The sequence below is a fragment of the Pseudomonas sp. LBUM1653 genome, from assembly GCF_059716115.1.
In genome coordinates this window covers 903,118-928,767 of the sequence record NZ_CP166803.1, presented here as the reverse complement: position 1 = coordinate 928,767, position 25,650 = coordinate 903,118, and the positions used below count along the sequence as shown (strand labels likewise).

19 protein-coding genes are annotated in these 25,650 nt (G+C 59.6%); 10 read left to right on the top strand and 9 right to left on the bottom strand.

Translation table 11 applies throughout. From position 1 onward, the window contains the following. Positions 1–144: 144 nt before the first annotated feature. Positions 145–1,620 carry a PhoPQ-activated pathogenicity-related family protein gene (locus ACA054_RS04085; RefSeq protein ID WP_497688298.1) on the top strand — a complete coding sequence of 492 codons (1,476 nt, stop codon included), beginning with the start codon at positions 145–147 and terminating at the stop codon, positions 1,618–1,620. On the opposite strand, the gene ACA054_RS04080 is transcribed toward ACA054_RS04085, so the two are convergent. The 9 genes from ACA054_RS04080 to ACA054_RS04040 form a co-directional block, all read right to left on the bottom strand. Continuing rightward, the gene (locus tag ACA054_RS04080) at positions 1,617–2,558 is read right to left on the bottom strand and encodes an AEC family transporter (RefSeq protein ID WP_497688297.1); all 942 of its coding nucleotides are present in this window, start codon (positions 2,556–2,558) and stop codon (positions 1,617–1,619) included. The two genes, ACA054_RS04085 and ACA054_RS04080, sit on opposite strands and share 4 nt — an antisense overlap. A gap of 159 nt (positions 2,559–2,717) precedes the next feature. Then, on the bottom strand, positions 2,718–4,271 hold the full coding sequence (gene garD, locus ACA054_RS04075; protein WP_497688296.1) for a galactarate dehydratase: 1,554 nt from the start codon (positions 4,269–4,271) through the stop codon (positions 2,718–2,720). An 11-nt stretch (positions 4,272–4,282) separates the two neighbouring features. Continuing rightward, a complete protein-coding gene (locus ACA054_RS04070; protein ID WP_497688295.1) occupies positions 4,283–5,653 on the bottom strand; it encodes an MFS transporter in 1,371 nt (456 codons plus the stop codon). A gap of 147 nt (positions 5,654–5,800) precedes the next feature. Beyond that, a complete protein-coding gene (locus ACA054_RS04065; RefSeq protein WP_497688294.1) occupies positions 5,801–7,246 on the bottom strand; it encodes an aldehyde dehydrogenase family protein in 1,446 nt (481 codons plus the stop codon). 61 nt (positions 7,247–7,307) lie between these two features. Continuing rightward, the gene (gene kdgD / locus ACA054_RS04060) at positions 7,308–8,219 is read right to left on the bottom strand and encodes a 5-dehydro-4-deoxyglucarate dehydratase (RefSeq protein ID WP_497688293.1); all 912 of its coding nucleotides are present in this window, start codon (positions 8,217–8,219) and stop codon (positions 7,308–7,310) included. Between the two features lie 415 nt (positions 8,220–8,634). Next, positions 8,635–9,384, bottom strand: coding sequence for a FadR/GntR family transcriptional regulator (locus ACA054_RS04055; RefSeq protein WP_175391458.1), 750 nt, complete (start codon positions 9,382–9,384; stop codon positions 8,635–8,637). Positions 9,385–9,561: 177 nt separating this feature from the next. Continuing rightward, positions 9,562–11,289 carry an ABC transporter ATP-binding protein/permease gene (locus ACA054_RS04050; protein ID WP_497688292.1) on the bottom strand — a complete coding sequence of 576 codons (1,728 nt, stop codon included), beginning with the start codon at positions 11,287–11,289 and terminating at the stop codon, positions 9,562–9,564. A gap of 97 nt (positions 11,290–11,386) precedes the next feature. Then, entirely contained in the window at positions 11,387–11,947 is a 561-nt protein-coding gene (locus ACA054_RS04045; protein WP_008057484.1) for a response regulator transcription factor, read from the bottom strand. Then, positions 11,940–13,202, bottom strand: a complete 1,263-nt coding sequence (locus ACA054_RS04040) for an ATP-binding protein (RefSeq protein ID WP_497688291.1) — start codon at positions 13,200–13,202, stop codon at positions 11,940–11,942. The genes ACA054_RS04045 and ACA054_RS04040 overlap by 8 nt, the downstream gene beginning before the upstream one ends. 318 nt (positions 13,203–13,520) lie before the next feature. Between ACA054_RS04040 and ACA054_RS04035 the strand changes: the two genes are divergently transcribed. The 9 genes from ACA054_RS04035 to ACA054_RS03995 all read left to right on the top strand — a co-directional run bounded on the left by ACA054_RS04035 (position 13,521) and on the right by ACA054_RS03995 (position 25,507). Further along, entirely contained in the window at positions 13,521–14,237 is a 717-nt protein-coding gene (locus tag ACA054_RS04035) for an SIMPL domain-containing protein (RefSeq protein WP_497688290.1), read from the top strand. 473 nt (positions 14,238–14,710) lie between these two features. Then, a complete protein-coding gene (locus ACA054_RS04030; protein ID WP_497688289.1) occupies positions 14,711–16,336 on the top strand; it encodes an ABC transporter substrate-binding protein in 1,626 nt (541 codons plus the stop codon). 305 nt (positions 16,337–16,641) lie between these two features. Then, positions 16,642–18,243: an ABC transporter substrate-binding protein gene (locus ACA054_RS04025; protein ID WP_497688288.1), complete on the top strand. Its 1,602-nt coding sequence runs from the start codon at positions 16,642–16,644 to the stop codon at positions 18,241–18,243. 175 nt (positions 18,244–18,418) lie between these two features. After that, positions 18,419–19,852 (top strand): OprD family porin, encoded by a 1,434-nt coding sequence (locus ACA054_RS04020; RefSeq protein ID WP_497688287.1) that lies wholly within the window; start codon positions 18,419–18,421, stop codon positions 19,850–19,852. 78 nt (positions 19,853–19,930) lie between these two features. Continuing rightward, positions 19,931–21,526 carry an ABC transporter substrate-binding protein gene (locus tag ACA054_RS04015; protein ID WP_497688286.1) on the top strand — a complete coding sequence of 532 codons (1,596 nt, stop codon included), beginning with the start codon at positions 19,931–19,933 and terminating at the stop codon, positions 21,524–21,526. A 73-nt stretch (positions 21,527–21,599) separates the two neighbouring features. After that, entirely contained in the window at positions 21,600–22,610 is a 1,011-nt protein-coding gene (locus ACA054_RS04010) for an ABC transporter permease subunit (protein WP_008085273.1), read from the top strand. A gap of 11 nt (positions 22,611–22,621) precedes the next feature. Beyond that, positions 22,622–23,548: an ABC transporter permease subunit gene (locus ACA054_RS04005; protein WP_497688285.1), complete on the top strand. Its 927-nt coding sequence runs from the start codon at positions 22,622–22,624 to the stop codon at positions 23,546–23,548. Positions 23,549–23,558: 10 nt separating this feature from the next. Continuing rightward, complete coding sequence (locus ACA054_RS04000; protein WP_497688284.1) at positions 23,559–24,527, top strand: ABC transporter ATP-binding protein; 969 nt, start codon at positions 23,559–23,561, stop codon at positions 24,525–24,527. Further along, the gene (locus ACA054_RS03995) at positions 24,527–25,507 is read left to right on the top strand and encodes a peptide ABC transporter ATP-binding protein (protein ID WP_497688283.1); all 981 of its coding nucleotides are present in this window, start codon (positions 24,527–24,529) and stop codon (positions 25,505–25,507) included. Before ACA054_RS04000 ends, ACA054_RS03995 begins: the two co-directional genes overlap by 1 nt. Positions 25,508–25,650 lie beyond the last annotated feature (143 nt).

Here is a 25,650-nt window from a genome sequence, read left to right as displayed (position 1 = left end):
TCGACAATAAAAAGCACCCTGCCATACCTGTTCCCGCAAGCCTCTTTTCGACACACTGCGCCGACAAAAACCAGACGGGAATGGTCGGTGCAGCTTCGCTGCGCTCAGGATTCGAGCCTTCCCTGCACCACAAGGAAGGTTCCCATGAAATTGAACGCCAGGTTCGTATTGTCGAAATTAATGTTGTCCAGCCTGCTCGTCAGCAGCTCGATTCATGCCTCTGCCCAAGCGTGTTTCGAAGCCAGCGGTCAAGACTTCAGCGAAGTGCTCGCCTGTTACAAGAAAGCCGAGGACGCCAACCCGCTGCTTTACACCGCCAAGGCGAGCACGATATTTCCGGGCGTTGAAAAACGCAGCTTTGAATTGTCCTCCCAGCAATGGTCGCCACAGGGCTTGGTCAGCCCGGCACAGTGGAAACACACGGTTGACATCTACATTCCGGACAACGCCCTGCACAGCCAGGCGCTGCTGGTGGCCAACAACGGAACCGCCAACGCCGGGCAAACCAATGCCAACGAACCGACTGACTTTACCGAAGCCATGGCTCTTGAAGTGGCGGGTAAGACACGCACGATTGTCATTTCAGTCAGCAACGTTCCGAACCAGTACCTGACCTATGCCGACGACGGCATTGCGCGCACGGAAGACGCCAGCGTCGCCCACAGCTGGAAACTCTTTCTCGATGACCCTCACCAGCGCCCGTTCATGTCGGTGCGCCTGCCCATGGTGGTGTCGATGGTCAAGGCCATGGACCTCGCGCAAAAGGAGCTGCAACCCTGGGGGATAGACCGCTTCATTGCCAGCGGCGCATCGAAACGTGGCTGGACCGTTTGGCTGACAGCCATTGCCGACAAGAGGATCAAGGCCATCGTGCCATTTGTCATCGACGTGCTAGGCACGGATAACGTCCTTGAACATACCTATCAAAGCTACGGCAAGAACTGGCCGCTGGCATTTTTTGACTATCATCACGAAGGCATCACCCAACGGATAAAGACTGAAAACTTCGCCCGTCTGATGAAAATCGAAGACCCGTTGAACTACCTGCAGACCCGCCATGCCGAGCGCCTGGCGATTCCGAAATACATCGTCAACGCCAGCAACGACGATTTCTTCCTGCCAGACAATGCGCGATTTTTCTTCGACCGGCTTCCAGGTCCGAAAGCCTTGCGAGTCGCGCCTAATGCGAGCCACTACGGCATTAAACGGTTCATCGAGAACTCACTGATACCCGTCATCAATCGCTGGCAACAGGACCAGCCCTTGCCGGTCATTTCAATGACCCCGGATCAGCAAACACAAACGATTGGACTGCAGTTTTCCGAAGCGCCGGTGCGGGTGATCCAGTGGACGGCGGCCAATCCGCACGCCCGGGACTTTCGTCAGCCCTGTGACATCCAGTACGAACCGGAAGAACTGCGCCTCACCGACCCGCTCGACGGCGGCATGCAGATCGACACTCCAGAAAATGGCTGGAAAGCGACCTTTGTCGAAGCGATCTTTGCCGATGGCTTCGTCGTGACGACCCCGGTGCAGGTCATACCGATGCGCTATCCGACCCAGGCGCCTCCGGTAATCGAGCCGGCGTGCAAAACCCTGGCCGACGAAGAGCGGCGCTAGATCCAGCCACCCCACTGCAACAAAAAGATCCCGATGTTGGTGGTAATCGCCGCCATCAACGTGGTGATCACAATGATCGCCGCCGCCAGTTCATGATTGCCATCCGCTGCCCGGGCCATGACGAAACTGGCGGCGGCGGTCGGGCTGCCGAAGTACAGGAACAGAATCCCCAGCTCCGCACCGCGAAAGCCCCAGAGCCACGCACCCAAGGTCGCCAGAATTGGCAGGCCGAGCATCTTCACCAGGCTTGAACTCAACGCCATCTTGCCGCTTTTTCGCATCGCCGCCAGCGACAGCGTGCCGCCAATGCAGATCAACGCCAACGGCAAGGTGGTTTGCGCCAGATACTGGCCGGACGTCTCAAGCCATCCCGGCAGGCTGATTTTGAAATAAGCAAACGGTGCCGCCGCAATCACGCTGATGATCAGCGGATTGCTGAATACGCTTTTGCAAATGCTCCACGGATCGGACTTGATCACCGGGCTGTACACCGCCAGGACAATGGTCGAGAGCGTGTTGTAGAACAGAATCACCAGCGCCGCCAGAATCGCCCCGAGGGAGATCCCGTAGTCGCCGTACATGCTCGCGGCCAGCGCCAGGCCGATCACTCCGTTGTTACCGCGAAAAGCGCCCTGGGTGTAAATCCCCCGGTCTTCGCGCGGGCACCTGAAGATCGCCCAGCCCCAGGCAATGGCAAAGCACACCAGGGTTGCGAGGGAAAAGTAAATCAGCAGTGCCGGTTGCAACGCGGCATGCAGGTCGGCATGCAGGATGCCCAGAAACAGCAGCGCCGGCATGGTGACGTTGAACACCAGGGCCGAGGCGGTGTGGATGAAGTTGTCGTTGATCCAGTCGATGCGCTTGAGCAACACCCCCAGAAACAGCATGGCGAACACCGGGGCGGTGATGTTCAGGGTTTCGAGGAAAATTGCCAGCATGCCGGAGAAGACCTTGAGGTGGGCGTCGTTAGGGGGCTAATGATAAGCCACCTGCGACGTTGCCGTCTGGTAGATCGCCTTCGCGAGCAGGCTCGCTCCCACAGGGGAATGCGATCAACTGTGGGAGCGAGCCTGCTCGCGAAGAACGATAACGCGGTCTCAGGTGATCGGTGCCGGGTTGAACAGCGTGATGTCGTTATGCAGCTTGTGCTTTTCAGCCCACGTTTGTTGTTTGCCACTGGCCACATCCAGGTAGTAGTGGAATAGCTCCCAGCCGAGGTCTTCGATAGATGCCCGCCCGGTAGCGATTCGCCCGGCGTCGATGTCGATCAAGTCCGGCCAGCGCTGCGCCAGTTCGGTCCGGGTCGATACCTTCACCACCGGCGCCATGGCCAACCCGTAAGGCGTGCCGCGGCCGGTGGTGAACACGTGCAGGTTCATCCCCGCCGCCAACTGCAACGTCCCGCAGACAAAGTCACTGGCCGGGGTCGCGCAGAAGATCAGGCCTTTTTCCTTGAACCGCTCGCCAGGGCCGAGCACGCCAGTGATAGCGCTGCTGCCGGACTTGACGATCGAGCCCAGGGACTTCTCGACAATGTTCGACAAACCGCCCTTCTTGTTGCCCGGCGTGGTATTGGCGCTGCGATCCGCCTCACCCTTGGCCAGGTAACGGTCGTACCAGTCCATTTCCCGCACCAGTTCCTGCGCGACTTCCTTGGTCTGCGCGCGGGAGGTCAGCAGGTAGATCGCATCGCGCACTTCGGTGACTTCGGAGAACATCACCGTCGCACCCGCACGCAGCAACAGGTCCGAGGCATAACCCAGCGCCGGGTTGGCGGTAATCCCGGAAAACGCATCGCTGCCGCCACACTGCATGCCGAGGATCAGCTCCGACGCCGGTACGGTTTCCCGGCGGCGCTGGTCGAGTTTTTTCAGACGGGTTTCAGCCAGTTCCATGATCTGCTCGATCATCTCGGTAAAACCGTGGCTGGAATCCTGCAGGCGATACAGCCACGGCTCGCTCAAATCCACCGAACTGTCGTTCTCGTGCATCACCTGCCCGGCCTGCAATTTCTCACAACCCAGGCTGATCACCAGTGCTTCGCCACCCAGGTTCGGGTTGCGCGCCAGGTTGCGCACGGTGCGAATCGGGATGTAGGCGTCGGTGGCGGTGATCGCCACGCCACAGCCATAGCTGTGGGTCAGCGCCACCACATCATCGACGTGCGGGTACTTGGGCAGCAGCTCGTCCTTGATGCGCTTGACCGCGTGATCCAGCACACCGGTCACGCATTGCACCGTGGTAGTGATCCCAAGAATGTTGCGCGTGCCGACGGTACCGTCGGCGTTGCGGTAACCCTTGAAGGTATAGCCCTCAAGCGGTGCCTGCGCGGCCGGCACTTCGGTGGACAGCGGCAAGCTGTCCAGCGGCGGTGCGGTCGGCATGCGCAGTTGATCTTCCTTGACCCAACTGCCACGGGGAATCGGCTGCAGGGCGTAGCCAATGACCTGCCCGTAACGGATCACCTGGCCACCTTCGGGAATGTCTTCCAGGGTGACCTTGTGGCTCTGTGGCACGAAGTCGACGGTGACCAGGCCATCGGAAAACTCGGTACCGGCCGGTACCCCCTGGTCATTGACCACGATCACCACGTTGTCCCGCTCGTGCAGGCGGATGTAACGCGGCGAGTCGGAATGTTCAATCAACTGCATGACGCCGCTCCTCAGGAATGCGCTTGAGACAATTTACCGGATGCTTCAGGACCGTTAACAGGCGGCTCCTTGAGCACCACACGCTTGATCGGCCCGACGATGACCAGATAGCTGAACACCGCGACCAGTGCGTTGCAACCGACAAACACCAGGGCCCATTTGAACGAACCGGTGGAACTGATGATGTAACCGATGACGATCGGCGTGGTGATCGACGCCAGGTTGCCGAAGGTGTTGAACAGGCCACCGCTGAGACCGGCGATCTGCTTCGGCGAAGTATCGGACACCACGGCCCAACCCAATGCACCTACGCCTTTGCCGAAGAACGCCAGGGCCATGAAGCCGACGACCATCCATTCGACGTCCACATAGTTACAAGCCACGATGCTGCTGGACACCAGCAGGCCAGCGATGATCGGCGCCTTGCGGGCGAAGGTCAGGGAATGGCCCTTGCGCAGCAGGTAGTCGGAAATCACTCCGCCGAGTACGCCACCGATGAAGCCGCAGATCGCCGGCAACGAGGCGATGAAGCCAGCCTTGAGAATGGTCATGCCACGTTCTTGCACCAGGTACACCGGGAACCAGGTCAGGAAGAAGTAAGTGATGCCGTTGATGCAGTATTGCCCAAGGTACACGCCCAACATCATGCGGTTGGTCAGCAACTGGCGGATGTAGTCCCACTTCGGACCGTCGCCCTTTTTGCCCTTGCCCTTGTCCTGGTCCATGTCGACCATGCCGCCGTTGTCGGCGATGTGCTTGAACTCGGCTTCGTTGATCATCGGGTGCTGACGCGGGCTGTAGATCACCTTCAGCCAGATGCCCGAAAAGATGATGCCGATCACGCCCATGACAATGAACACGTGCTGCCAGCCGAAGCTGTAGACGATCCAGCCCATCAGCGGTGCGAACAACACGGTGGCAAAGTATTGCGCCGAGTTGAAGATCGCCGAGGCGGTGCCACGTTCAGCAGTCGGGAACCAGGCGGCGACGATGCGTGCGTTGCCGGGGAAGGACGGCGCTTCGGCCAGGCCCACCAGAAAGCGCAGCATGAACAGCGCAACCACTGCCGTGGACATGCCGAACTCGCCGACATAACCCTGCAACACGGTGAAAAGCGACCAGGTGAAGATGCTCAGTGCATAGATTTTTTTCGAACCGAAACGATCGAGCAGCCAGCCACCGGGGATTTGCCCGGCCACGTATGCCCAACCGAATGCGGAGAAGATATAACCGAGGGTGACTGCGTCAATGCCGAGGTCTTTTTGCAGGCTTGAGCCGGCGATGGCGATGGTGGCGCGGTCGGCGTAGTTGATCGTGGTCACCAGAAACAGCATGAGCAGGATCAAATAGCGGACGTGAGTCGGCTTCTTGGTCGATTGCATGTAGATGTACTCCCACTGATTATTTTTATGCGGGTAATAACGGTGCTGTAGGAGCCGGCTTGCTGGCGATCGCATCACTGCGGTGTAAATGACACACCGAGGTGCCTGCATCGCCAGCAAGCCGGCTCCTACAGGTATTGCGGTATATCAGGAGCCGATGTAGGCAGTTTTTACGACCGTGTAGAACTCTTGCGCATAGCGACCTTGCTCACGTGACCCATAGGATGAACCTTTACGCCCACCGAACGGAACGTGGTAATCCACGCCGGCGGTCGGCAGGTTGACCATCACCATCCCGGCCTGGGAGTGGCGCTTGAAGTGGTTGGCGTACTTCAAGGAAGTGGTGGCGATGCCCGCCGACAGACCGAATTCGGTGTCGTTGGCCATGGCCAGTGCGGCTTCGTAATCAGCCACGCGAACGATGTTTGCCACCGGGCCGAAGATCTCTTCGCGACTGATGCGCATAGAGGCTTCGCTATCGGCAAACAGCGTTGGCGCGAGGAAGTAGCCCTCGGTGTCGCAGGTCACCAGGTCACCGCCGCTGACCAGGCGCGCACCCTCGGACTGGCCGATGTCGATGTACTTCATGTCCTGTTCAAGTTGCGCCTGCGACACCACCGGACCGATGTCGGTGCCGGATTTCAATGCATGACCGACCTTGATCGACTTCATGCGTTCGGCCATGGCTTCGACGAACTTGTCGTGAATCCCGGCGGTGACGATGAAGCGGCTCGATGCTGTGCAACGCTGGCCGGTGGAGTAGAACGCGCTCTGCACCGACAGCTCGACCGCTTGCTTGAGGTCGGCGTCGTCGAGAATGATCTGTGGGTTCTTGCCACCCATTTCCAGCTGCACCTTGGCCTGGCGCGACACGCAGCTGACGGCGATCTGACGACCTACACCCACGGAGCCTGTGAAGCTGATGCCATCGACTTTCGGGCTATGCACCAGCGCATCGCCCACCACACGACCGCTGCCCATCACCAGGTTGAACACACCGGCCGGGAAGCCGGCGCGGGAGATGATTTCCGCCAGGGCCCAGGCACAACCCGGCACCAGTTCCGCAGGCTTGAGCACGACGCAGTTGCCGTAGGCCAGGGCCGGGGCGATTTTCCATGCAGGGATGGCAATCGGGAAGTTCCACGGGGTGATCAGACCGACCACGCCCAAGGCTTCGCGGGTGACTTCAACGTTGATGCCCGGACGCACTGACGGCAGGTAGTCGCCAGACAGGCGCAGGCATTCACCGGCGAAGAACTTGAAGATGTTGCCGGCGCGAGTCACTTCGCCGATGGCTTCGGGCAGGGTCTTGCCCTCTTCCCGGGCCAGCAGGGTGCCGAGCTCTTCGCGACGGGCGAGGATCTCGGTACCGACTTTGTCCAGGGAATCATGACGCGCCTGAATGCCGGAAGTGGACCATGCCGGGAACGCGGCGCGGGCGGCGTCGATGGCAGCGTGGACCTGGGCCAGGTCAGCCTTGGCGTAATCGCCGATGGCGTCAGTCAGTTCGGACGGGTTGATGTTGGTCGAATAATCGCCACCGGCAACCCATTCGCCGTTGATGTAGTTATCGAAACGCTTTGCATCTGCCACGGAAGTTTCTCCTCACGCAAAAGGCCGCTGATCACTCAGCGGCCTTACTTAATCGGATGTGTTACTGCGCACCCTGCTTGTCGATCAGCGCGGCGAGCATTTCGTACTCTTCGCCGGTCAGGTCGGTCAGCGGCGCACGCACGGGACCTGCGTCATAGCCGGCAATTTTTGCCCCGGCCTTGACGATGCTCACGGCGTAGCCGGCTTTGCGGTTACGGATGTCCAGGTACGGCAGGAAGAAGTCGTCGATGATCTTGCCGACGGTGGCGTGATCTTCACGCGCGATGGCGTGGTAGAAATCCATCGCGGTTTTCGGGATGAAGTTGAACACCGCCGAGGAGTAGACCGGTACGCCCAGCGCCTTGTAGGCCGCGGCGTAGACTTCGGCGGTCGGCAGACCACCCAGGTAGCTGAAGCGATCACCGAGGCGGCGACGGATCGACACCATCAACTCGATATCACCCAGGCCATCCTTGTAGCCGATCAGGTTAGGGCAACGCTCGGCCAGACGTTCCAGCAGCGGCGCGTTCAGGCGGCAGACGTTACGGTTGTAGACCACCACGCCGATGTTGACCGATTTGCACACGGCTTCAACGTGAGCGGCAACGCCGTCCTGGCTGGCTTCGGTCAGGTAGTGCGGCAGCAGCAACAGGCCTTTGGCGCCCAGACGCTCGGCTTCCTGTGCGTATTCGATGGCCTGACGGGTGGCACCACCGACACCGGCGAGGATCGGCACGCTGGTGGCGCAGGTGTCGACGGCAGTCTTGATGATTTCTGAATATTCGCTGGCCGCCAAGGAGAAGAATTCACCGGTGCCGCCTGCGGCGAACAAAGCCGAGGCGCCGTATGGGGCCAGCCATTCCAGGCGCTTGATGTAGCCAGCGCGGTGGAAATCGCCCTGGGCATTGAAATCGGTTACCGGGAAAGACAGCAGACCGGAAGAGAGGATGGACTTCAGTTCTTGTGGATTCATTATTCGAACACCCTGGGTAGCGACGTTATGTGTGAGAAAACCGTTCAGCCTTCGCCGAAGTTGTAGGTCATCGTACAACTAATAAAATAAGCGTCAACTGCATTTCATCGTCAGGGGTGAAAATTGTTGGACAAGAAAGACTGAAAGGCCGTGCTCTCGGGCCTTTCATAACGGGAGGACAGGATAAAGTTACGCTATCAACGGTTCGTTAGAGATACGTTGTCGGAGGATCAAATGACGATTGGCGGAGCGCCTGAAGGATGTGTGCAATGACTCCTGGCCCCTTCGCGAGCAGGCTCGCTCCAACAATGGCTCACCTGCGGACACAATTATTGTGAACCACCGCGATCAACTGTGGGAGCGAGCCTGCTCGCGAATACGGTCTGACAGGCAATGGATTACCTGACCCAGAATCTTACCCCCGCTGCGCCTCAGCCTCTTCATGGGCATGACGCAGTCGCTCACGGCTATTGGTCAGGTGCAAGCGCATGGCCGCCCGCGCCGCGTCGGAGTCCTGGCGGGCGATCGCGTCGTAGATCTCTTCGTGCTCGCGGCTCAGGCGATTCATGTAGTGCTGCTGATCGTCATGGGCCAGCCGCGCGGAGTTCAGGCGGGTGCGCGGGATGATGCTGGTGCCCAGGTGAGTCATAATGTCGGTGAAGTAGCGGTTGCCGGTTGCCAGGGCAATCTGCAGGTGGAACTGGAAGTCCGAGGCCACGGCATCGCTGGCGTGGGAAACACTTTCGTTCAGGGCATCCAGTGCCGCGCGCATAAGCGCTAACTGCTCGGGGCTGCGGCGTTGCGCGGCGAGGCCAGCGGACTCCACTTCGAGGCTGATGCGCAGTTCCAGAATGGCCAGCACGTCGCGCAAGGTAACCACAGTTGCCGGGTCGATGCGAAACCCGCTCGGGCTTGGGGTGTCCAGCACGAAGGTTCCGATGCCGTGACGGGTTTCCACCTGCCCGGCTGCCTGTAAACGGGAAATCGCCTCGCGTACCACCGTGCGGCTGACACCATGGGCATCCATGATCGCCGACTCGGTGGGCAGCTTGTCGCCACGCTTGAGGTGACCGTCGCGGATCTGCTCGGACAGCACCGTCACCAGTTCCTGAGCGAGGCTGCGGCGCTTGCGAGGGAGGCGTGGTGCGTCGTTCGGGTTTTCCATGGTGAACATCTGTCTCGAAAAATTCGGCTGAAAGCGCATCATAGCTCAACGCGGTTGTACGATCACCCACACACCCCTTGTAGGAGCTGCCGAAGGCTGCGATCTTTTGATCTTGATCTAGAAAAACAAAATCAAAAGATCGCAGCCTTCGGCAGCTCCTACAGGGGGGCGCGGTGCTCAGGCGGTCACGGTCTGATCCACCAAATGGCCATTCTCGATACGAACGTGCCGTGGATGGAAGCGCTTGAGGCTGCTGCGATGCCCGACGCTGATGATACTCAGGCCCGGCAACTCATCGATCAGTGCCTGATAAAGCGACGCCTCGTCTTCTTCATCCATCGCCGAAGTCGCTTCGTCCATGTACAGCCATTGCGGTGCATAAAGCAGCGCACGGGCAAAGGCCAGACGTTGCTGCTCGCCAGGCGAGAGCATGCGCTGCCAGTGATTGGCTTCGTCGAGACGCGCCACCAGATGCGGCAGACGGCAGGTTTCCAGAACGTGCACGTAACGCTCGTTCGGGTAGGTATCACCGGCCTGTGGATAACTCAGCGCTTCACGCAAGGTGCCAATCGGCAAGTAAGGCTTTTGCGGCAGGAAGAGATAGCGCGCCGCCGGCAGGCGGATACTGCCGTGCCCCGCAGGCCACAGGTGCCCCATCGCCCGCAGCAAGGTCGACTTGCCGCTGCCGGAACGACCGCTGAGCATCACGCGCTCGCCCTCCTCCACGGTCATGTCGCCACTGGTCAACAGGTGGCGGCCGTCAGCCAGGTCGAGGCCGAGGTTGTGCACCTTCAAGGCTGAGCCGGAGTTCTGCACGTCGATGGCCGGCGCGCGTTGCTCGTTGTCAGTCATGGCCTGGCGGAAGCTGAGCAGACGATCGCAGGTGGCGCGCCATGAGGCGAGGCTCTGGTACGCGGTGATAAACCAGCTGAAGCTGTCCTGGACATTGCCGAACGCCGAGCTGATTTGCATCAGCTCACCCAGTTCGATCTTGCCGGCGAGGTAACGCGGCGCGGCAACCATGAAGGGGAAGATGACAGCGGCCTGCTCGTAACCGGAAGTGAAGAAGGTCAGGCGCTTGGACACCTTCATGATGTCCCAGTAGTTGTGCCAGACCATTGAGAAACGATGGGTCAAGCGGCGGTTCTCATTGGGCTCGCCGTTGTACAACGCGATGCTTTCGGCATTCTCGCGAATCCGTACCATGGAGAAACGCAGGTCGGCTTCGAAGCGTTGTTGGCGGTTGTTCAGGCCGATCAAGCGGCGACCGATCAAATGCGTCAGCCAGCTGCCCAGAACCGCGTAAACCAGTACGGCCCAGAACATGTAGCCGGGAATGGTCACACCGAACACTTCAATGCTTCCGGACACACCCCAGAGGATGATCGAGAACGACACCAGGCTGACGATATTGCGCAGCAGGCCGATGCCCAGACTCAAGGTGTCGGAGGTGAAATTGTTGAGGTCTTCAGAAATGCGCTGGTCCGGGTTATCGGTGTAACCGCCCTGCTCCAGCTGGTAGTAATTCTTGTTGCCGAGCCAACGGGCGAAATGCTTTTCGGTGAGCCACGCCCGCCAGCGAATCGTCAGCATCTGCGTCAGGTAGAGCCGGTACACCGCACCCACAATCGCCACCGCTGCAATCGCGCAGAAATACAGGATCAGCCGCCAGAATGCCGCCTCGTCCTTTTGCTGCAGGGCATTGTAGAAATCCTTGTACCAGGTGTTGAACCACACCGAGATCCCCACGCTGACGAGCGACAATGCAATCACTGCGATCAGCAACGTCCAGGCCTTGACCTTTTCTTCACTGCGCCAGTAAGGCGTGATCATCGCCCAGACTTTTCGGAAAAACTGCCCGCGCACAGCATCATTGACCGCGGAGTACTCAGCGTTCTGATTCATGGATAAGGCTCGATAAGGAAAAGAACACGTACGAACCGATCATAGATGATCGGTTCGATTTTTCGCGAGGAGTGGCCCGCATTCGTTCAGCGCAGGTTCAGCGACGAACGGGGCGCTTCTGCAGTTTGCGCTGCAGCGTGCGGCGGTGCATGCCCAGGGCGCGGGCGGTGGCGGAGATGTTGCCTTCGTGCTCGGTCAACACGCGCTGAATGTGTTCCCACTGCAAGCGGTCCACGGACATCGGGTTTTCCGGCACCAGGCTGTCGAGGTCGGCGTGTTCGGACAACAGCGCGGCCAGCACGTCGTCGGCGTCGGCCGGTTTGCACAGGTAGTTGCAGGCGCCGCGCTTGATCGCTTCCACGGCGGTGGCAATGCTCGAATAACCGGTGAGGATCACCACGCGCATTTCCGGGTCCATTTCCAGCAACTTGGGCAGCAACACCAGGCCCGAGTCACCATCCATTTTCAGGTCCAGCGCGGCATAGTCCGGCAGATCGGCCTGGGCGATGGTCAGCCCTTCTTCGGCGGAACCGGCGGTGCTGACGCGAAAGCCACGGCGGGCCATGGCGCGGGCCATCACCCGGGTAAAGGTCGCGTCGTCATCGACCAGCAGCAAATGCGGCAGTTCTTCGCCTTCGACTTGGATTTCGTCACTCATGTTGGTCTCCTCGGGCGCCGTGGGGCAGGCGCAGCTCGGTGAGCGTGCCGCCTTCCTCATGACTGTAGAGTTTCACTGAGCCGCCGGCGCGTGTCACGCTGGCCTTGCTCAAAAACAGGCCCAGGCCGAAGCCTTTGCCCTTGGTGGTAAAAAACGGCTTGCCGATCTGCTCGGCGATGGCCAGCGGCACACCGGCGCCGTGGTCGCGGATGCTGATGGTCAAGTCCTCGGTATTCCAGTCCAGGGTGACTTGCAGCCCCTCGGGACAGGCATCCGCCGCGTTGTTGAGCAGATTGAGCAGTGCCTGGGTCAGGTCTGGTGGCGGCGCCATGCGCGGCACCGTGCCCTGGCCCAGGCGCTGGAAGCGATAACTGGCTTCCGGGCGCATCAGGTGCCAGCGATTGAGCGCTTCGTCGAGCCAGTCGGTGACGTCCTGCATCTGCACCGCCAAACGGCGATTGGCCTCCGCCGCCCGAACCAGCTGTTGCAAGGTCTCTTTGCACAGCTTGACCTGATCCTGCAGCACTTTCAGGTCATCCTGCAGCATCGGGTCAGGATGATCCTGTTGCATCTCTTTGAGCAACACGCTCATGGTCGCCAACGGCGTGCCCAACTCATGGGCGGCGCCTGCCGCCTGGGTGGCGACGGCCAGCAGTTGCTGGTCGCGCAGGCCTTCTTCGCGGCGAATGGCGCGCAGCTCTTCCTGGCGACGCAGCTCTTCGGCCATGCGCGCGGCGAAGAACGTGATCACTGCCGCCGCCAGGGCGAAGCTCAACCACATCCCGTACACCTGCAGGTTTTCCCGGGCGATCGGGAAGGTTTGCAGCGGGTAGAAGCGCGCCAGCAGCAAGGTGTACATGGTCAAGGCGATGCCCGACAGAATCACCGAGTAACGCCATGGCAAGGTCACTGCCGCGATGGTCAGCGGCACCAGGTAATAAGAGACGAAGGGGTTGGTCGAACCACCCGAGAAATACAGCAGCGCACTGTGGATAAACAGGTCGCAGGCCAATTGCACCGCGTATTCGAGCTCGGTGACAGGCCATGTGGTGCGCAGCCGAATGGCCGTGAAAGCACACAGCAGCATCGAGCAGCCAAGGGTCGCGGCCAGTTGGAACCAGGGCAATGGCAGCAGTTCGAGCCAGTAGGCCAAGCCTACGGAACCGGCTTGAGCGGCCAATACCAAGGTACGGATGAACGTCAGCCGCCAGAGATTCTGGCGCGTGGCGGAAGTGATTTGAACGGGGGCGAGCATGAGCTCTCCTGATGAGCGCTCCAGGCGGATCGACGGGAGTATAACCAAGCGCGGGGGCTGGCAGGCGAAAGTGCGGCAAACGGCCACATGGCGGGAAGCTTAGCGGTGTCTATACGGACGCCTTCGCGAGCAGGCTCGCTCCCACATTGGAATGCATTTCCCTGTAGGAGCGTGGCTTGCCCGCGAATGGTTGCGAAGCAGCCACCTGCAGTCGATCTGTATAGAAGTTGTAACTGTGCGAACCGGATCATTAAAGCTAGAGTCTGATGGTTTCACGCAGGCCCGGACAAAACCCTGCGCACCATCCTAGGAGCCTTCATGCACACATTCCGCCGCAGCGCCGCCCTCCTCGCCCTGAGTGCTGGCACCCTCGCCGCCCTCCCGGCCCTGGCCGCCGACGAACTTCATTACAACCAGATTTCCCTGCGTGCCGAAGTCAGCCAGGAAGTGGCTCGCGACCTGATGATCGTGACCCTCTACACCGAAGAACAGAATACCGACCCGGCCAAACTCGCCGCGGACGTCAGCACCACCATGAACAAGGCCCTGGCCCAGGCCAAGCAAGTCAAGGACATCACCCTGCGCCAGGGCAGTCGCAACAGCTACCCTATCTACGACGCCAAGGGCCAGAAAATCACCGGCTGGCGTGAACGTGCCGAACTGCGCCTGGAAAGCCCGGACTTCGCCGCACTGTCGAAGCTGACTGGCGAACTGCTCACCGACCTGAAAATGGGCGGCATGGACTTCGCCATCGCCACGCCAACCCGCAAGGCCAGCGAAGACGCCCTGCTCAAGGACGCCGTAACCGCCTTCAAGGCCCGCGCGCAGCTGGCCACCGACGCCCTGGGCGGCAAGGGCTACAAAATCGTCAATCTGAATCTCAACAGCAACGGTTACCCACAACCCTACATGCGCGGGCCGATGATGATGAAAGCCGCCAGCATGGACGCGGCTCCGGTGACGCCGGAAGTGGAAGCCGGCACCAGCCAGGTCAGTATGACGGCCGATGGATCGATTGAAGTGCTGATGCCTTGATTCGATAACCTGAATAGATAAACGGCGATCATTGAAGTGATCGCCGTTTTTTTTGCGGGACGTTTGCGTGCATGAGCTATAAATGAATACGCACACCCACGAAAAGCCCGAGTTGCAATGGGTGCAACCAATGTCCGGGGGCCGATCGGGTTGCAACAATAACCACTCTTATTCACGCCATACCCACCCCACGAACAGGGGTATAAATAAGTAACACCCCGCCCTGATCGGGAGCATCCAGAAACCATGGCGCACCAATTAAGTGCGTCGTTTGCACCTAAAAAACGCCGCGCAAACGATCAAATGCGGCGAGTTTTATACAATTGCGACATTAAGGTACGTTCGTGCCACTGTTTAATGCCTGTAGTCGCTCTGGATCTTGCATTGGGTATGGCCCCTGCATAAGTATCCGCAGGCACGACTCACGAGGTCGTCCTCAAAATCAAAAAATGACAACAAATCATGAGGCCACCATGCTTAAACACGCGGTCATTCCGTTTTTAGTCGGCGCCAGCCTGTTGGCTAGTGCACCGTTCGCTCAAGCTGCGACTAACCTGGTGTTCTGCTCCGAAGGGAGCCCGGCCGGTTTCGATCCAGGTCAATACACCACCGGAACCGACTTCGACGCCTCTGCCGAAACCATGTTCAACCGCCTGACCCAGTTCGAGCGCGGCGGCACCGCCGTAATTCCTGGCCTGGCGACCAGCTGGGACGTCTCCGATGACGGCCTGAACTACACCTTCCACCTGCGCGAAGGCGTCAAGTTCCACACCACACCGTATTTCAAGCCGACTCGTGAGTTCAACGCCGACGACGTACTGTTCACCTTCAATCGCATGATTAACAAGGATGAACCGTTCCGCAAAGCGTACCCGACCGAATTCCCGTACTTCACCGACATGGGGATGGACACCAACATCACCAAGATCGATAAAGTCGACGACAAAACCGTCAAGTTCACCCTCAAAGACGTTGATGCCGCGTTCATCCAGAACATGGCCATGAGCTTCGCCTCGATCCAGTCCGCCGAATACGCAGCCCAGCTGCTGAAAGAAGGCAAGGCCGCGGACATCAACCAGAAGCCGGTCGGCACTGGTCCGTTCGTGTTCAAGAGCTACCAGAAAGACTCCAACATCCGCTACACCGGGAACAAGGACTACTGGAAGCCGGAAGACGTCAAGATCGACAACCTGATCTTCGCCATCACCACCGACCCGTCGGTACGTATCCAGAAGCTGAAGAAGAATGAGTGCCAGGTCACCCTGTTCCCTCGTCCGGCTGACCTGAAAGCGCTGCGCGAAGACAAGACCCTGAAGCTGCCTGACCAGGCCGGTTTCAACCTGGGTTACATCGCCTACAACGTGATGGACAAGGTCAAGGGCAGCAACGAGCCAAACCCGTTGGCCCAATTGAAAGTGCGTCAGGCACTGGACATGGCGGTCAACAAGCAACAGATCATCGACTCCGTGTACCAGGGCGCCGGCCAACTGGCCGTCAACGCCATGCCACCGACCCAGTGGTCCTACGACACCACCATCAAGGATGCGCCGTACAACCCTGAGAAAGCCAAAGAGCTGCTCAAGGAAGCCGGCGTGAAAGACGGCACCGAAATCGTTCTCTGGGCCATGCCGGTACAGCGTCCGTATAACCCGAACGCCAAGCTGATGGCAGAAATGCTGCAGTCCGACTGGGCGAAGGTCGGCCTCAAGGTCAAGATCCAGAGCTACGAGTGGGGCGAGTACATCAAGCGCTCCAAAGGCGGCGAGAATCAGGCGATGCTGATTGGCTGGAGCGGTGACAATGGTGATCCCGACAACTGGCTGAACGTGCTGTTCGGCTGCGACTCGCTGGAAGGCAACAACTTCTCGAAATGGTGCTACAAGCCGTTTGACGACATCGTCAAGCAAGCCAAGCGCACTTCGGATCAAGGCAAACGCACCGAACTGTACAAGCAGGCGCAACACATCCTTAAAGATCAGACGCCAATGACACCTATCGCTCACTCGACGGTGTTCCAACCCATGCGCGCCAATGTGCAGGACTTCAAGATCAGCCCGTTTGGCTTGAACTCCTTCTACGGCGTCAGCGTCAGCAAGTAAGGTTTGGTAACGGCGACGTTCATGACGTCGCCGTTACTTTATCTACCGAGAAAGCAGGAAATCACCTACATCCAAATCGCCCGCTGACTACAGCGGAGCGCTAGGACGCGTCGTCTTTTCCCACAAGTCTTTCGGACTTTTCGTATTTACTGCCGGACCCACGGTACATACCGTCGGGATCTGACCAGCGAATGCGTGGGTCATCGGTTTTTTTGCTGCACGTCATGGCTGGAAACCAGTGAAGCCTTCACGTCTGCGGACGGGACGGAGGCTCATTGTCACAACACTGAACAAGAGAGAGCGTCATGCGCCATACCTTGGTTTTATCCGCATTACTGGGCGCGGGCCTGTTGGCCGCCACGTCCATGAGCCAGGCTGCCTCCAACAGCCTGGTGTTCTGTTCCGAAGGCAGCCCCGCCGGCTTCGACACCGCGCAGTACACCACCGCGACCGATAACGACGCCGCCGAACCGCTGTACAACCGCCTGGCAGAGTTTGAAAAAGGCTCGACCAATGTCGTACCCGGTCTAGCCACCAGTTGGGATATTTCCGAGGACGGCCTCCAGTACACCTTCCACCTACGTCCCGGAGTGAAATTTCACACGACCAAATACTTCACGCCGACCCGCGACTTCAACGCTGACGACGTGCTTTTCACGTTCAATCGCATGCTCGATCCGCAGCAACCTTTCCGTAAGGCTTACCCGACTGAATTCCCGTATTTCAACGGCATGAGCCTGAACAAGAACATCGCCAAGGTCGAAAAGACCGGGCCGCTGACCGTGGTCATGACGCTCAACAGCGTGGACGCCGCGTTCATCCAGAACATCGCCATGAGCTTCGCCGCGATTCTCTCCGCCGAGTACGCCGACAAGCTGCTCGCCGAAGGCAAGCCGAGCGACATCAACCAGAAGCCGATCGGCACCGGGCCGTTCGTGTTCAAGAGTTACCAGAAAGACTCGAACATCCGTTACACCGGCAATAAGCATTACTGGGACCCGAGCCGGGTCAAGCTCGACAACCTGATTTTCGCCATCAACACCGACGCCTCGGTGCGCGTGCAGAAGCTGAAGGCCAATGAGTGCCAGATCACCTTGCACCCCCGCCCCGCCGACGTGACCGCGCTGAAGAACGATCCCGCACTGCAGTTGATCGAAAAGCCCGGCTTCAACCTCGGCTACATCGCCTACAACGTGCGTCACAAGCCATTCGACCAGCTCGAAGTGCGCCAGGCACTGGACATGGCGGTGAACAAGCAAAGCATTCTCAATGCCGTTTACCAGGGTGCAGGGCAACTGGCGGTCAACGCCATGCCGCCGACCCAATGGTCCTACGATGACACGATCAAGGACGCCGCCTACAACCCGGAAAAAGCCAAGGAACTGCTCAAGGCTGCCGGCGTGAAGGAAGGCACCGAAATCACCCTATGGGCCATGCCCGTACAGCGCCCCTACAACCCCAACGCCAAGTTGATGGCCGAGATGCTCCAGGCTGACTGGGCGAAGATCGGCCTCAAGGTCAAGATCGTCAGCTACGAATGGGGCGAGTACATCAAGCGCACCAAGAATGGCGAGCACGACATCAGCCTGATCGGCTGGACCGGTGACAACGGTGACCCGGACAACTGGCTCGGCACGCTGTACAGCTGCGATGCCATTGGCGGCAACAACTACTCCATGTGGTGTGATCCGGCTTACGACAAGCTGATCAAGCAGGCCAAGGTCGTGACCGACCGCAACCAGCGCACCGAGCTCTACAAACAGGCGCAGCAGTACCTCAAGCAGCAGGTGCCGATCACGCCTGTCGCCCATTCGACGGTCAACCAGCCGTTGAGCGCCAAAATCGAAGGGTTCAAGGTCAGCCCCTTCGGTCGCAACGTGTTCTCGGGTGTCAGCATCGAAAAATAAAACCGTGTAGCTGAAAACGCTTGGGGGCGCATTGCGCCCTCACGCAAGCGTATTGCCGCAATTCGCCAATCCGGCGCACAGCAAACGTTTGCGATGCGTGAAAGAGTTCCAAAAGCAAATAGCCGAACCACCAAAAAAGGCCGGCATTAATAATAGAAAGTAAGGAGCTTCACCCATGAAACTGAGCAGCACCGCAATACTGGCGTTGGCCATTAGCAGCATCACCGCCACGGCTTACGCTGAAACCCAGAGCCAGGCGTACACCCCGGTTACAGTGAATGAGAAAAGCGCCCAGAGCGAAGCCACCGGTTTCCTCGAAGGCCAGTCGATCGGTGGCACTACCCGTAACTGGTACGCCAATGAACAGCTGAAACGTGGCGCCAATTTCTCCTACAAGAAAGACGGCGTTTCGACACCAACTGACCGTCGCATCAACTGGGTTCAGGGCACCATCGTCAAGTACAACTCGGGCTTCACCGAAGGCACAGTCGGTGTCAGCACTGAAGTGGCAGCCTACAACGCCATCGCCCTGGACCAGGACCGCAAGGACCTGGCGTCCAACAATGGTGGCGCACCGGGCACTCGCCCAGGCGCGGGCAACAACCGTACCCTGACCGAAGAAGGCGGCGACGCCGTTGGCCAGTGGAGCAAACTGGGCCTGGCCAACGTCAAGGCGCGTATTTCCAACACCACCCTGACCGCCGGTCGTCAGAACTTCAGCAGCCCGATGGTCGATGTCATCGGTAACCGTGCGCTACCTTCGAGCTTCCAGGGTGTGGCGATCCACAGCGAAGAACTGAACAACCTGGCGTTCGACCTGGCCACCTTCGATCGCAACTCGCCGCGTACCGAAGAAAGCCAGCGCAAATTCCGCACCGAATACGCCAACGGCATCGTTGAATCCGACCACGTCTACACCGGCGGTATCACCTACACCCCGTTCGCCAGCCTGACCACCAGCCTCTGGGCAACCCAGGCTGAAGATATCTGGAACCAGTATTACTTCGGCGCCACTCACGTCCTGGGCGACAGCCAGGTGCTGAGCCTGACCACCGGCCTGAACTACTACAAAACCCAGGAAGAAGGCAAAGCGCTGATCGGCGACATCGACAACGACACCTACTCCCTGTCGTTCGGCCTGACTCACCAGGCGCACAGCCTGACCTTCTCGTACCAGGAAGTGAACGGTAACGAGTACTTCGACTACCTGCACGAAACCAACGGTATCTACCTGGCCAACTCCCTGCTGTCGGACTTCAACGGTCCGAACGAGAAGTCCTTCCAGATCGCCTACGGCCTGAACATGGCCGAGTACGGCGTGCCAGGCCTGAAGTTCAACATCTACCAGGCGCGCGGCTGGGGCATCGACGGTACCCACTACACCGGCAACAAAGGCGTGGCGGACAAAGGCTACGACGGTATCCAGTCGCAAGACGGCGAACACCATTACGAATATGGCATCGGTGCCACCTACGCTATACAGAGCGGCCCGTTCAAGGCCACCACTGTTCGCGGGACCTACACCGCTCACCGCGCCAGCGAAAACCAGGCTGACGGCAGCATCAACGAGTTCCGTCTCGTGACTACTGTTCCGTTCAACATTCTGTAATGCACCCGCCCCACGGTTGATCCAACGATGAATCAACCGTGGGGCTTTTGTCCTTCAACCGATTGCAGAGGGTTCTTGATGAAAATGCTTCCCCTACGTGCGGCCATCGCGGCCGCCTTGCTGACTGTCGCGGTGGGTGTATCGGCCAAGCCGCTGGTGGTGTGCACCGAAAACAGCCCCGAAGGCTTCGACATGGTCCAGTACACGACTGCAGTCACAGCCGATGCGGTGGCCGAAACCATCTTCAATCGCCTGGCGGACTTCAAGCCCGGGACCACTGATGTGATTCCGGCACTGGCCGAATCCTGGGACATCAGCGAAGACGGCCTGACCTACACCTTCCACCTGCGCAAAGGCGTCAAGTTTCACACCACCGAATACTTCAAGCCGACCCGCGACATGAATGCCGACGACGTGGTCTGGAGCTTCCAGCGTCAGCTGGACCCGAACCACCCATGGCACAAACTGTCGAGCGTGGGCTTCCCGTACTTTGAAAGCATGGGCTTCAAGGAACTGTTGAAAAACGTCGAAAAAGTCGACGACTACACGGTCAAGTTCACTTTGACCCGCCGCGAAGCGCCGTTCCTGGCCGACCTCGCCATGGCGTTCTCCTCGATCTACCCTGCCGAGTACGCCGACCAGTTGCTCAAGGTCAACAAGACCGGCGACCTGAACAGCAAGCCGGTCGGCACCGGTCCGTTTGTCTTCCAGCGCTACAACAAGGACGCCCAGGTCCGCTTCAAGGCCAACCCGGATTATTTCCGTGGCAAGCCGCCAGCTGATTCGCTGATCCTCGCCATCGCCACCGACAACAACGTGCGCTTGCAGAAGCTCAAGGCCAACGAGTGCCAGGTCGCGCTGTATCCGAAGCCGGATGACATTCCGAGCATCAAGAAAGACTCGAACCTGAAGGTCGATGAACTGAATGCGATGACCGTCGCCTACATCGCTATCAACACCCAGCACAAATACCTGAGTGACGTGCGCGTACGTAAAGCCATCGACATCGCCTTCGACAAGGAAGCGGCCGTCAACGCGCTGTTCGGCAAAGGCAATGCGACCGCGGCGGTCAACCCGTTCCCGGACACCCTGCTGGGCTACAACCACGACCTGAAGAACCCGACCCGTGACCTGGACAAGGCCCGCGCCCTGCTCAAGGAAGCCGGCGTACCGGAAGGCACCGTGTTCACCCTGTTCACCCGTAACGGCGGTGGTGCGACCAACCCGAACCCGATGCTCGGCGCGCAGATGATGCAGGCCGACCTGGCCAAGGTCGGGATCAAGATCGACATCCGCGTGATGGAATGGGGCGAAATGCTCAAACGCGCGAAAAACGGCGAGCACGATATGGTTTCCGCCGGATGGGCGGGCGATAACGGCGACCCGGATAACTTCCTGACGCCTATGCTCAGTTGCGAGGCGGCGAAGAACGGCGAAAACTATGCACGCTGGTGCAATGAAAAATTCCAGGCCCTGCTAGACCAGGCCCGCGAAAAAACCGACCCGGCCGAACGTGCAGCGCTGTACGAACAGGCTCAGGTTATCTTTAACCAGGACCAGCCATGGATCAGCCTGGCGCACACTAGAATGTTCACTGCAATGCGCAACAACGTAGAGGGTTATCACATTAGCCCCCTCACCACGAATAACTTCGCCACCACCCAGGTGAAGTAAATAAGAAAACTCCCGGCATGCCTGACCCAGGCCTGCCGGGCACGCCTAACCGGCTGATGAGGTACAACCCACGATGTTTAGTTTTATTGCCCGCCGACTGGGGTTACTGATCCCCACGTTTTTCGGCATCACCTTGCTGACTTTCGCGTTGATTCGCATGATCCCTGGCGACCCCGTGGAAGTCATGATGGGCGAACGCAGAGTCGACCCGGAAATGCACGCTCAGGCAATGGAACGCCTAGGTCTGAACAAACCCCTGTATGCCCAGTACCTGGATTACATCGGCAAACTGGCCCACGGCGATCTCGGGGAATCCCTGCGTACCCGTGAAAGCGTCTGGACCGAGTTCACCTCCCTATTCCCCGCGACCCTGGAACTGTCCATGGCCGCCCTGTTGTTCGCCGGTATCCTGGGCCTGTTGGCCGGGGTGATCGCGGCCCTCAAGCGAGGGTCCCTGTTCGACCACGGGGTGATGGGCATCTCCCTGGCGGGATACTCGATGCCGATCTTCTGGTGGGGCCTGATCCTGATCATGTTCTTTTCGGTCTCCCTGGGCTGGACCCCGGTATCCGGGCGCATCGACCTGCTGTATGACATCGAGCCACGCACCGGCTTCATGCTGATCGATACGCTGCTGGCCGATGACGTTGGCGCGTTCTTCGATGCCCTGCACCACCTGATCCTGCCGGCCATCGTGCTCGGCACCATCCCGCTGGCGGTGATCGCGCGGATGACCCGTTCGTCGATGCTCGAAGTGCTGCGTGAAGACTATATCCGTACCGCCAAGGCCAAGGGCCTTTCGCCATCGCGCGTTGTATTCGTGCACGGCCTGCGCAACGCGCTGATTCCGGTGCTGACCGTGGTCGGCCTGCAAGTCGGTACCCTGTTGGCCGGCGCGGTCCTGACCGAGACCATCTTCTCCTGGCCGGGTATCGGCAAATGGCTGATCGAAGCCATTGGCGCCCGGGACTACCCGGTCGTGCAAAACGGCATCCTGTTAATCGCCTGCCTGGTGATTCTGGTCAACTTCGTAGTGGACATCCTCTACGGCTTTGCCAACCCACGCATCCGTCATCAGCGCTGAGGTCAATACCCATGAGCACTCCAACATCCTCAGTAGCCACTACCACCTCCGCGGTGGATCAAAGCCTGCTGTACCCGTCGCCGTATAAAGAATTCTGGCAAGCGTTTTCCAAGAACAAAGGTGCCGTTGCCGGCCTGATGTTCATGCTGCTGGTGATTTTCTGCGCCATCTTCGCCCCGTGGGTCGCCCCGCATGACCCGAGCGAGCAGTACCGCGACTTCCTGCTCACCCCGCCAGCCTGGCTGGAAGGTGGGCAGATCCAGTTCCTGCTGGGTACCGATGAACTGGGTCGCGACCTGCTGTCGCGCCTGATCCAGGGTTCGCGCCTGTCGCTGCTGATCGGTTTGTCATCGGTGGTGATGTCGCTGATCCCGGGGATCCTGCTGGGTCTGTTCGCCGGGTTCTACCCGCGTATTTTAGGCCCGACCATCATGCGTTTGATGGACATCATGCTGGCCCTGCCCTCGCTGCTGCTGGCCGTGGCGATTGTCGCCATCCTCGGCCCTGGCCTGATCAACACCATTATTGCCATCGCCGTGGTTTCGTTGCCGTCTTATGTTCGCCTGACCCGCGCCGCGGTGATGGGCGAGCTGAACCGCGACTACGTGACCGCCGCGCGCCTGGCCGGTGCCGGCCTGCCACGCCTGATGTTCGTGACCGTGCTGCCCAACTGCATGGCGCCCTTGATCGTTCAGGCCACCCTGAGCTTCTCCTCGGCGATTCTCGATGCCGCAGCCCTTGGCTTCCTCGGCCTTGGCGTACAACCGCCAACCCCTGAGTGGGGCACCATGCTGGCCTCGGCCCGCGACTACATCGAACGCGCCTGGTGGGTCGTCAGCCTGCCTGGTTTGACCATTTTGCTCAGCGTGCTGGCAATTAACTTGATGGGTGACGGCCTGCGCGATGCGCTGGACCCGAAACTCAAGAACGCCGCCTGAGGAGATTCCAATGTCACTGCTAGAAATCAAGAATCTCAACGTTCGCTTCGGCGACAAGAACGCTACGCCCGTGGTCGATGGCCTCGATCTGAAAGTCGACAAGGGCGAAGTGCTGGCCATCGTTGGCGAGTCGGGTTCGGGTAAATCCGTGACCATGATGGCGCTGATGGGCCTGATCGAGCATCCTGGTATCGTCACCGCCGACTCGCTCAGCTTTGACGGCAAGGACATGCTCAAGCTCAGCAACCGTCAGCGTCGGCAGATTGTCGGTAAAGACCTGTCGATGGTCTTCCAGGACCCGATGACCGCGCTGAACCCGAGCTACACCGTCGGTTTCCAGATCGAAGAAGTGCTGCGCCTGCACCTGAAAATGTCCGGCAAGCAAGCGCGCAAACGGGCTATTGAACTGCTGGAAAAAGTGGAAATCCCGGGCGCCGCCAGCCGTATGGACGCCTACCCGCATCAACTGTCCGGCGGCATGAGCCAGCGTGTCGCGATCGCCATGGCGATTGCCGGCGAACCGAAGCTGCTGATCGCCGACGAACCGACCACTGCACTGGACGTAACGATTCAGGCACAGATCATGGAGCTGCTGCTGGCGTTGCAGAAAGAGCAGAACATGGGCCTGGTGCTGATCACCCACGACCTCGCGGTCGTGGCCGAAACCGCCCAGCGCGTGTGCGTGATGTACGCCGGCCAAGCGGTCGAAGTCGGTCAGGTGCCACAACTGTTCGACATCCCTGCGCACCCGTACAGCGAAGCACTGCTCAAGGCGATTCCGGAACACAGCCTGGGCGCCTCGCGCCTGTCGACCCTGCCGGGCATCGTGCCGGGTCGCTACGACCGTCCGCAGGGTTGCCTGCTGTCGCCGCGCTGCCCCTATGTGCAGGACAACTGCCGCGTGCAGCGCCCAAACCTTGACCAGAAAAGCAACAGCCTCGCCCGCTGCTTCTACCCGCTGAACCAGGAGGTGGCGTAATGGCCGTCGTACTTACCGCCCGCGACCTGACCCGTCACTACGAAGTGTCCCGTGGCATGTTCAAGGGACACGCCACCGTCCGCGCCCTCAATGGGGTGTCGTTCGAGCTGGAAGCCGGCAAGACCCTCGCCGTTGTAGGTGAGTCGGGCTGCGGCAAGTCCACCTTGGCCCGTGCCCTGACCCTGATTGAGGAACCGTCCTCCGGCTCCCTGAAAATCGCCGGCCAGGAAGTCACCGGTGCCGACAAGGCCCAGCGCAAACAACTGCGCAAAGACGTGCAGATGGTGTTCCAGAGCCCGTACGCCTCGCTGAACCCACGGCAGAAAGTCGGTGATCAACTGGCAGAGCCCCTGCTGATCAACACCAACCTGAGCGCCTCGGAACGTCGCGAGAAAGTCCAGGCGATGATGAAGCAGGTGGGTTTGCGCCCTGAGCACTATCAGCGTTATCCGCACATGTTCTCCGGTGGCCAGCGCCAGCGGATTGCCCTGGCCCGCGCGATGATGCTGCAACCGAAAGTGCTGGTCGCGGACGAACCGACCTCGGCACTGGACGTGTCGATCCAGGCGCAGGTGCTGAACCTGTTCATGGATTTGCAGCAAGAGTTCAACACGGCGTACGTGTTCATCTCCCACAACCTGGCGGTGGTGCAACACGTCGCCGATGACGTGATGGTGATGTACCTCGGCCGCCCGGTGGAAATGGGCCCGAAGAACGACATCTACGAGCGTCCCCTGCACCCGTACACCCAGGCGTTGCTGTCGGCCACCCCGACCATCCACCCGGACCCCAACAAGCCGAAAATCAAGATCGTCGGCGAGTTGCCCAACCCGTTGAACCCGCCGCCCGGCTGCGCTTTCCACAAGCGTTGCCCGTATGCGACTGAGCGTTGCAGCACTGAAGAGCCGGCTTTACGGTTGCTGGATAATCGCCAGGTGGCTTGCCACTACGCCGAGCAATTCCTCGACGGCGCGGCATAAATATGTGGGAGCGGGCTTGCTCGCGAAGGCGTTCTGTCAGTCACCTTCTCCATCGACTGACACACCGCATTCGCGAGCAAGCCCGCTCCCACAGGATTTCTCCAGTTCAACAACCCCTTCTCCTTCGATTACGCACTAGTCGG

What these genes read in the sequence shown, in the direction of transcription:
- ACA054_RS04080 (WP_497688297.1), bottom strand. Translation starts at nt 2,558, where the DNA reads ATGCTGGCAATTTTCCTCGAAACCCTGAACATCACCGCCCCGGTGTTC.
- ACA054_RS04055 (WP_175391458.1), bottom strand. Translation starts at nt 9,384, where the DNA reads ATGGAAAACCCGAACGACGCACCACGCCTCCCTCGCAAGCGCCGCAGC.
- ACA054_RS04005 (WP_497688285.1), top strand. Translation starts at nt 22,622, where the DNA reads ATGAGCACTCCAACATCCTCAGTAGCCACTACCACCTCCGCGGTGGAT.
- ACA054_RS04030 (WP_497688289.1), top strand. Translation starts at nt 14,711, where the DNA reads ATGCTTAAACACGCGGTCATTCCGTTTTTAGTCGGCGCCAGCCTGTTG.
- ACA054_RS04040 (WP_497688291.1), bottom strand. Translation starts at nt 13,202, where the DNA reads ATGCTCGCCCCCGTTCAAATCACTTCCGCCACGCGCCAGAATCTCTGG.
- kdgD (WP_497688293.1), bottom strand. Translation starts at nt 8,219, where the DNA reads ATGAATCCACAAGAACTGAAGTCCATCCTCTCTTCCGGTCTGCTGTCT.
- ACA054_RS04025 (WP_497688288.1), top strand. Translation starts at nt 16,642, where the DNA reads ATGCGCCATACCTTGGTTTTATCCGCATTACTGGGCGCGGGCCTGTTG.
- ACA054_RS04050 (WP_497688292.1), bottom strand. Translation starts at nt 11,289, where the DNA reads ATGAATCAGAACGCTGAGTACTCCGCGGTCAATGATGCTGTGCGCGGG.
- ACA054_RS04035 (WP_497688290.1), top strand. Translation starts at nt 13,521, where the DNA reads ATGCACACATTCCGCCGCAGCGCCGCCCTCCTCGCCCTGAGTGCTGGC.
- ACA054_RS04045 (WP_008057484.1), bottom strand. Translation starts at nt 11,947, where the DNA reads ATGAGTGACGAAATCCAAGTCGAAGGCGAAGAACTGCCGCATTTGCTG.
- ACA054_RS03995 (WP_497688283.1), top strand. Translation starts at nt 24,527, where the DNA reads ATGGCCGTCGTACTTACCGCCCGCGACCTGACCCGTCACTACGAAGTG.
- ACA054_RS04000 (WP_497688284.1), top strand. Translation starts at nt 23,559, where the DNA reads ATGTCACTGCTAGAAATCAAGAATCTCAACGTTCGCTTCGGCGACAAG.
- ACA054_RS04010 (WP_008085273.1), top strand. Translation starts at nt 21,600, where the DNA reads ATGTTTAGTTTTATTGCCCGCCGACTGGGGTTACTGATCCCCACGTTT.
- ACA054_RS04015 (WP_497688286.1), top strand. Translation starts at nt 19,931, where the DNA reads ATGAAAATGCTTCCCCTACGTGCGGCCATCGCGGCCGCCTTGCTGACT.
- ACA054_RS04085 (WP_497688298.1), top strand. Translation starts at nt 145, where the DNA reads ATGAAATTGAACGCCAGGTTCGTATTGTCGAAATTAATGTTGTCCAGC.
- ACA054_RS04020 (WP_497688287.1), top strand. Translation starts at nt 18,419, where the DNA reads ATGAAACTGAGCAGCACCGCAATACTGGCGTTGGCCATTAGCAGCATC.
- garD (WP_497688296.1), bottom strand. Translation starts at nt 4,271, where the DNA reads ATGCAGTTGATTGAACATTCCGACTCGCCGCGTTACATCCGCCTGCAC.
- ACA054_RS04070 (WP_497688295.1), bottom strand. Translation starts at nt 5,653, where the DNA reads ATGCAATCGACCAAGAAGCCGACTCACGTCCGCTATTTGATCCTGCTC.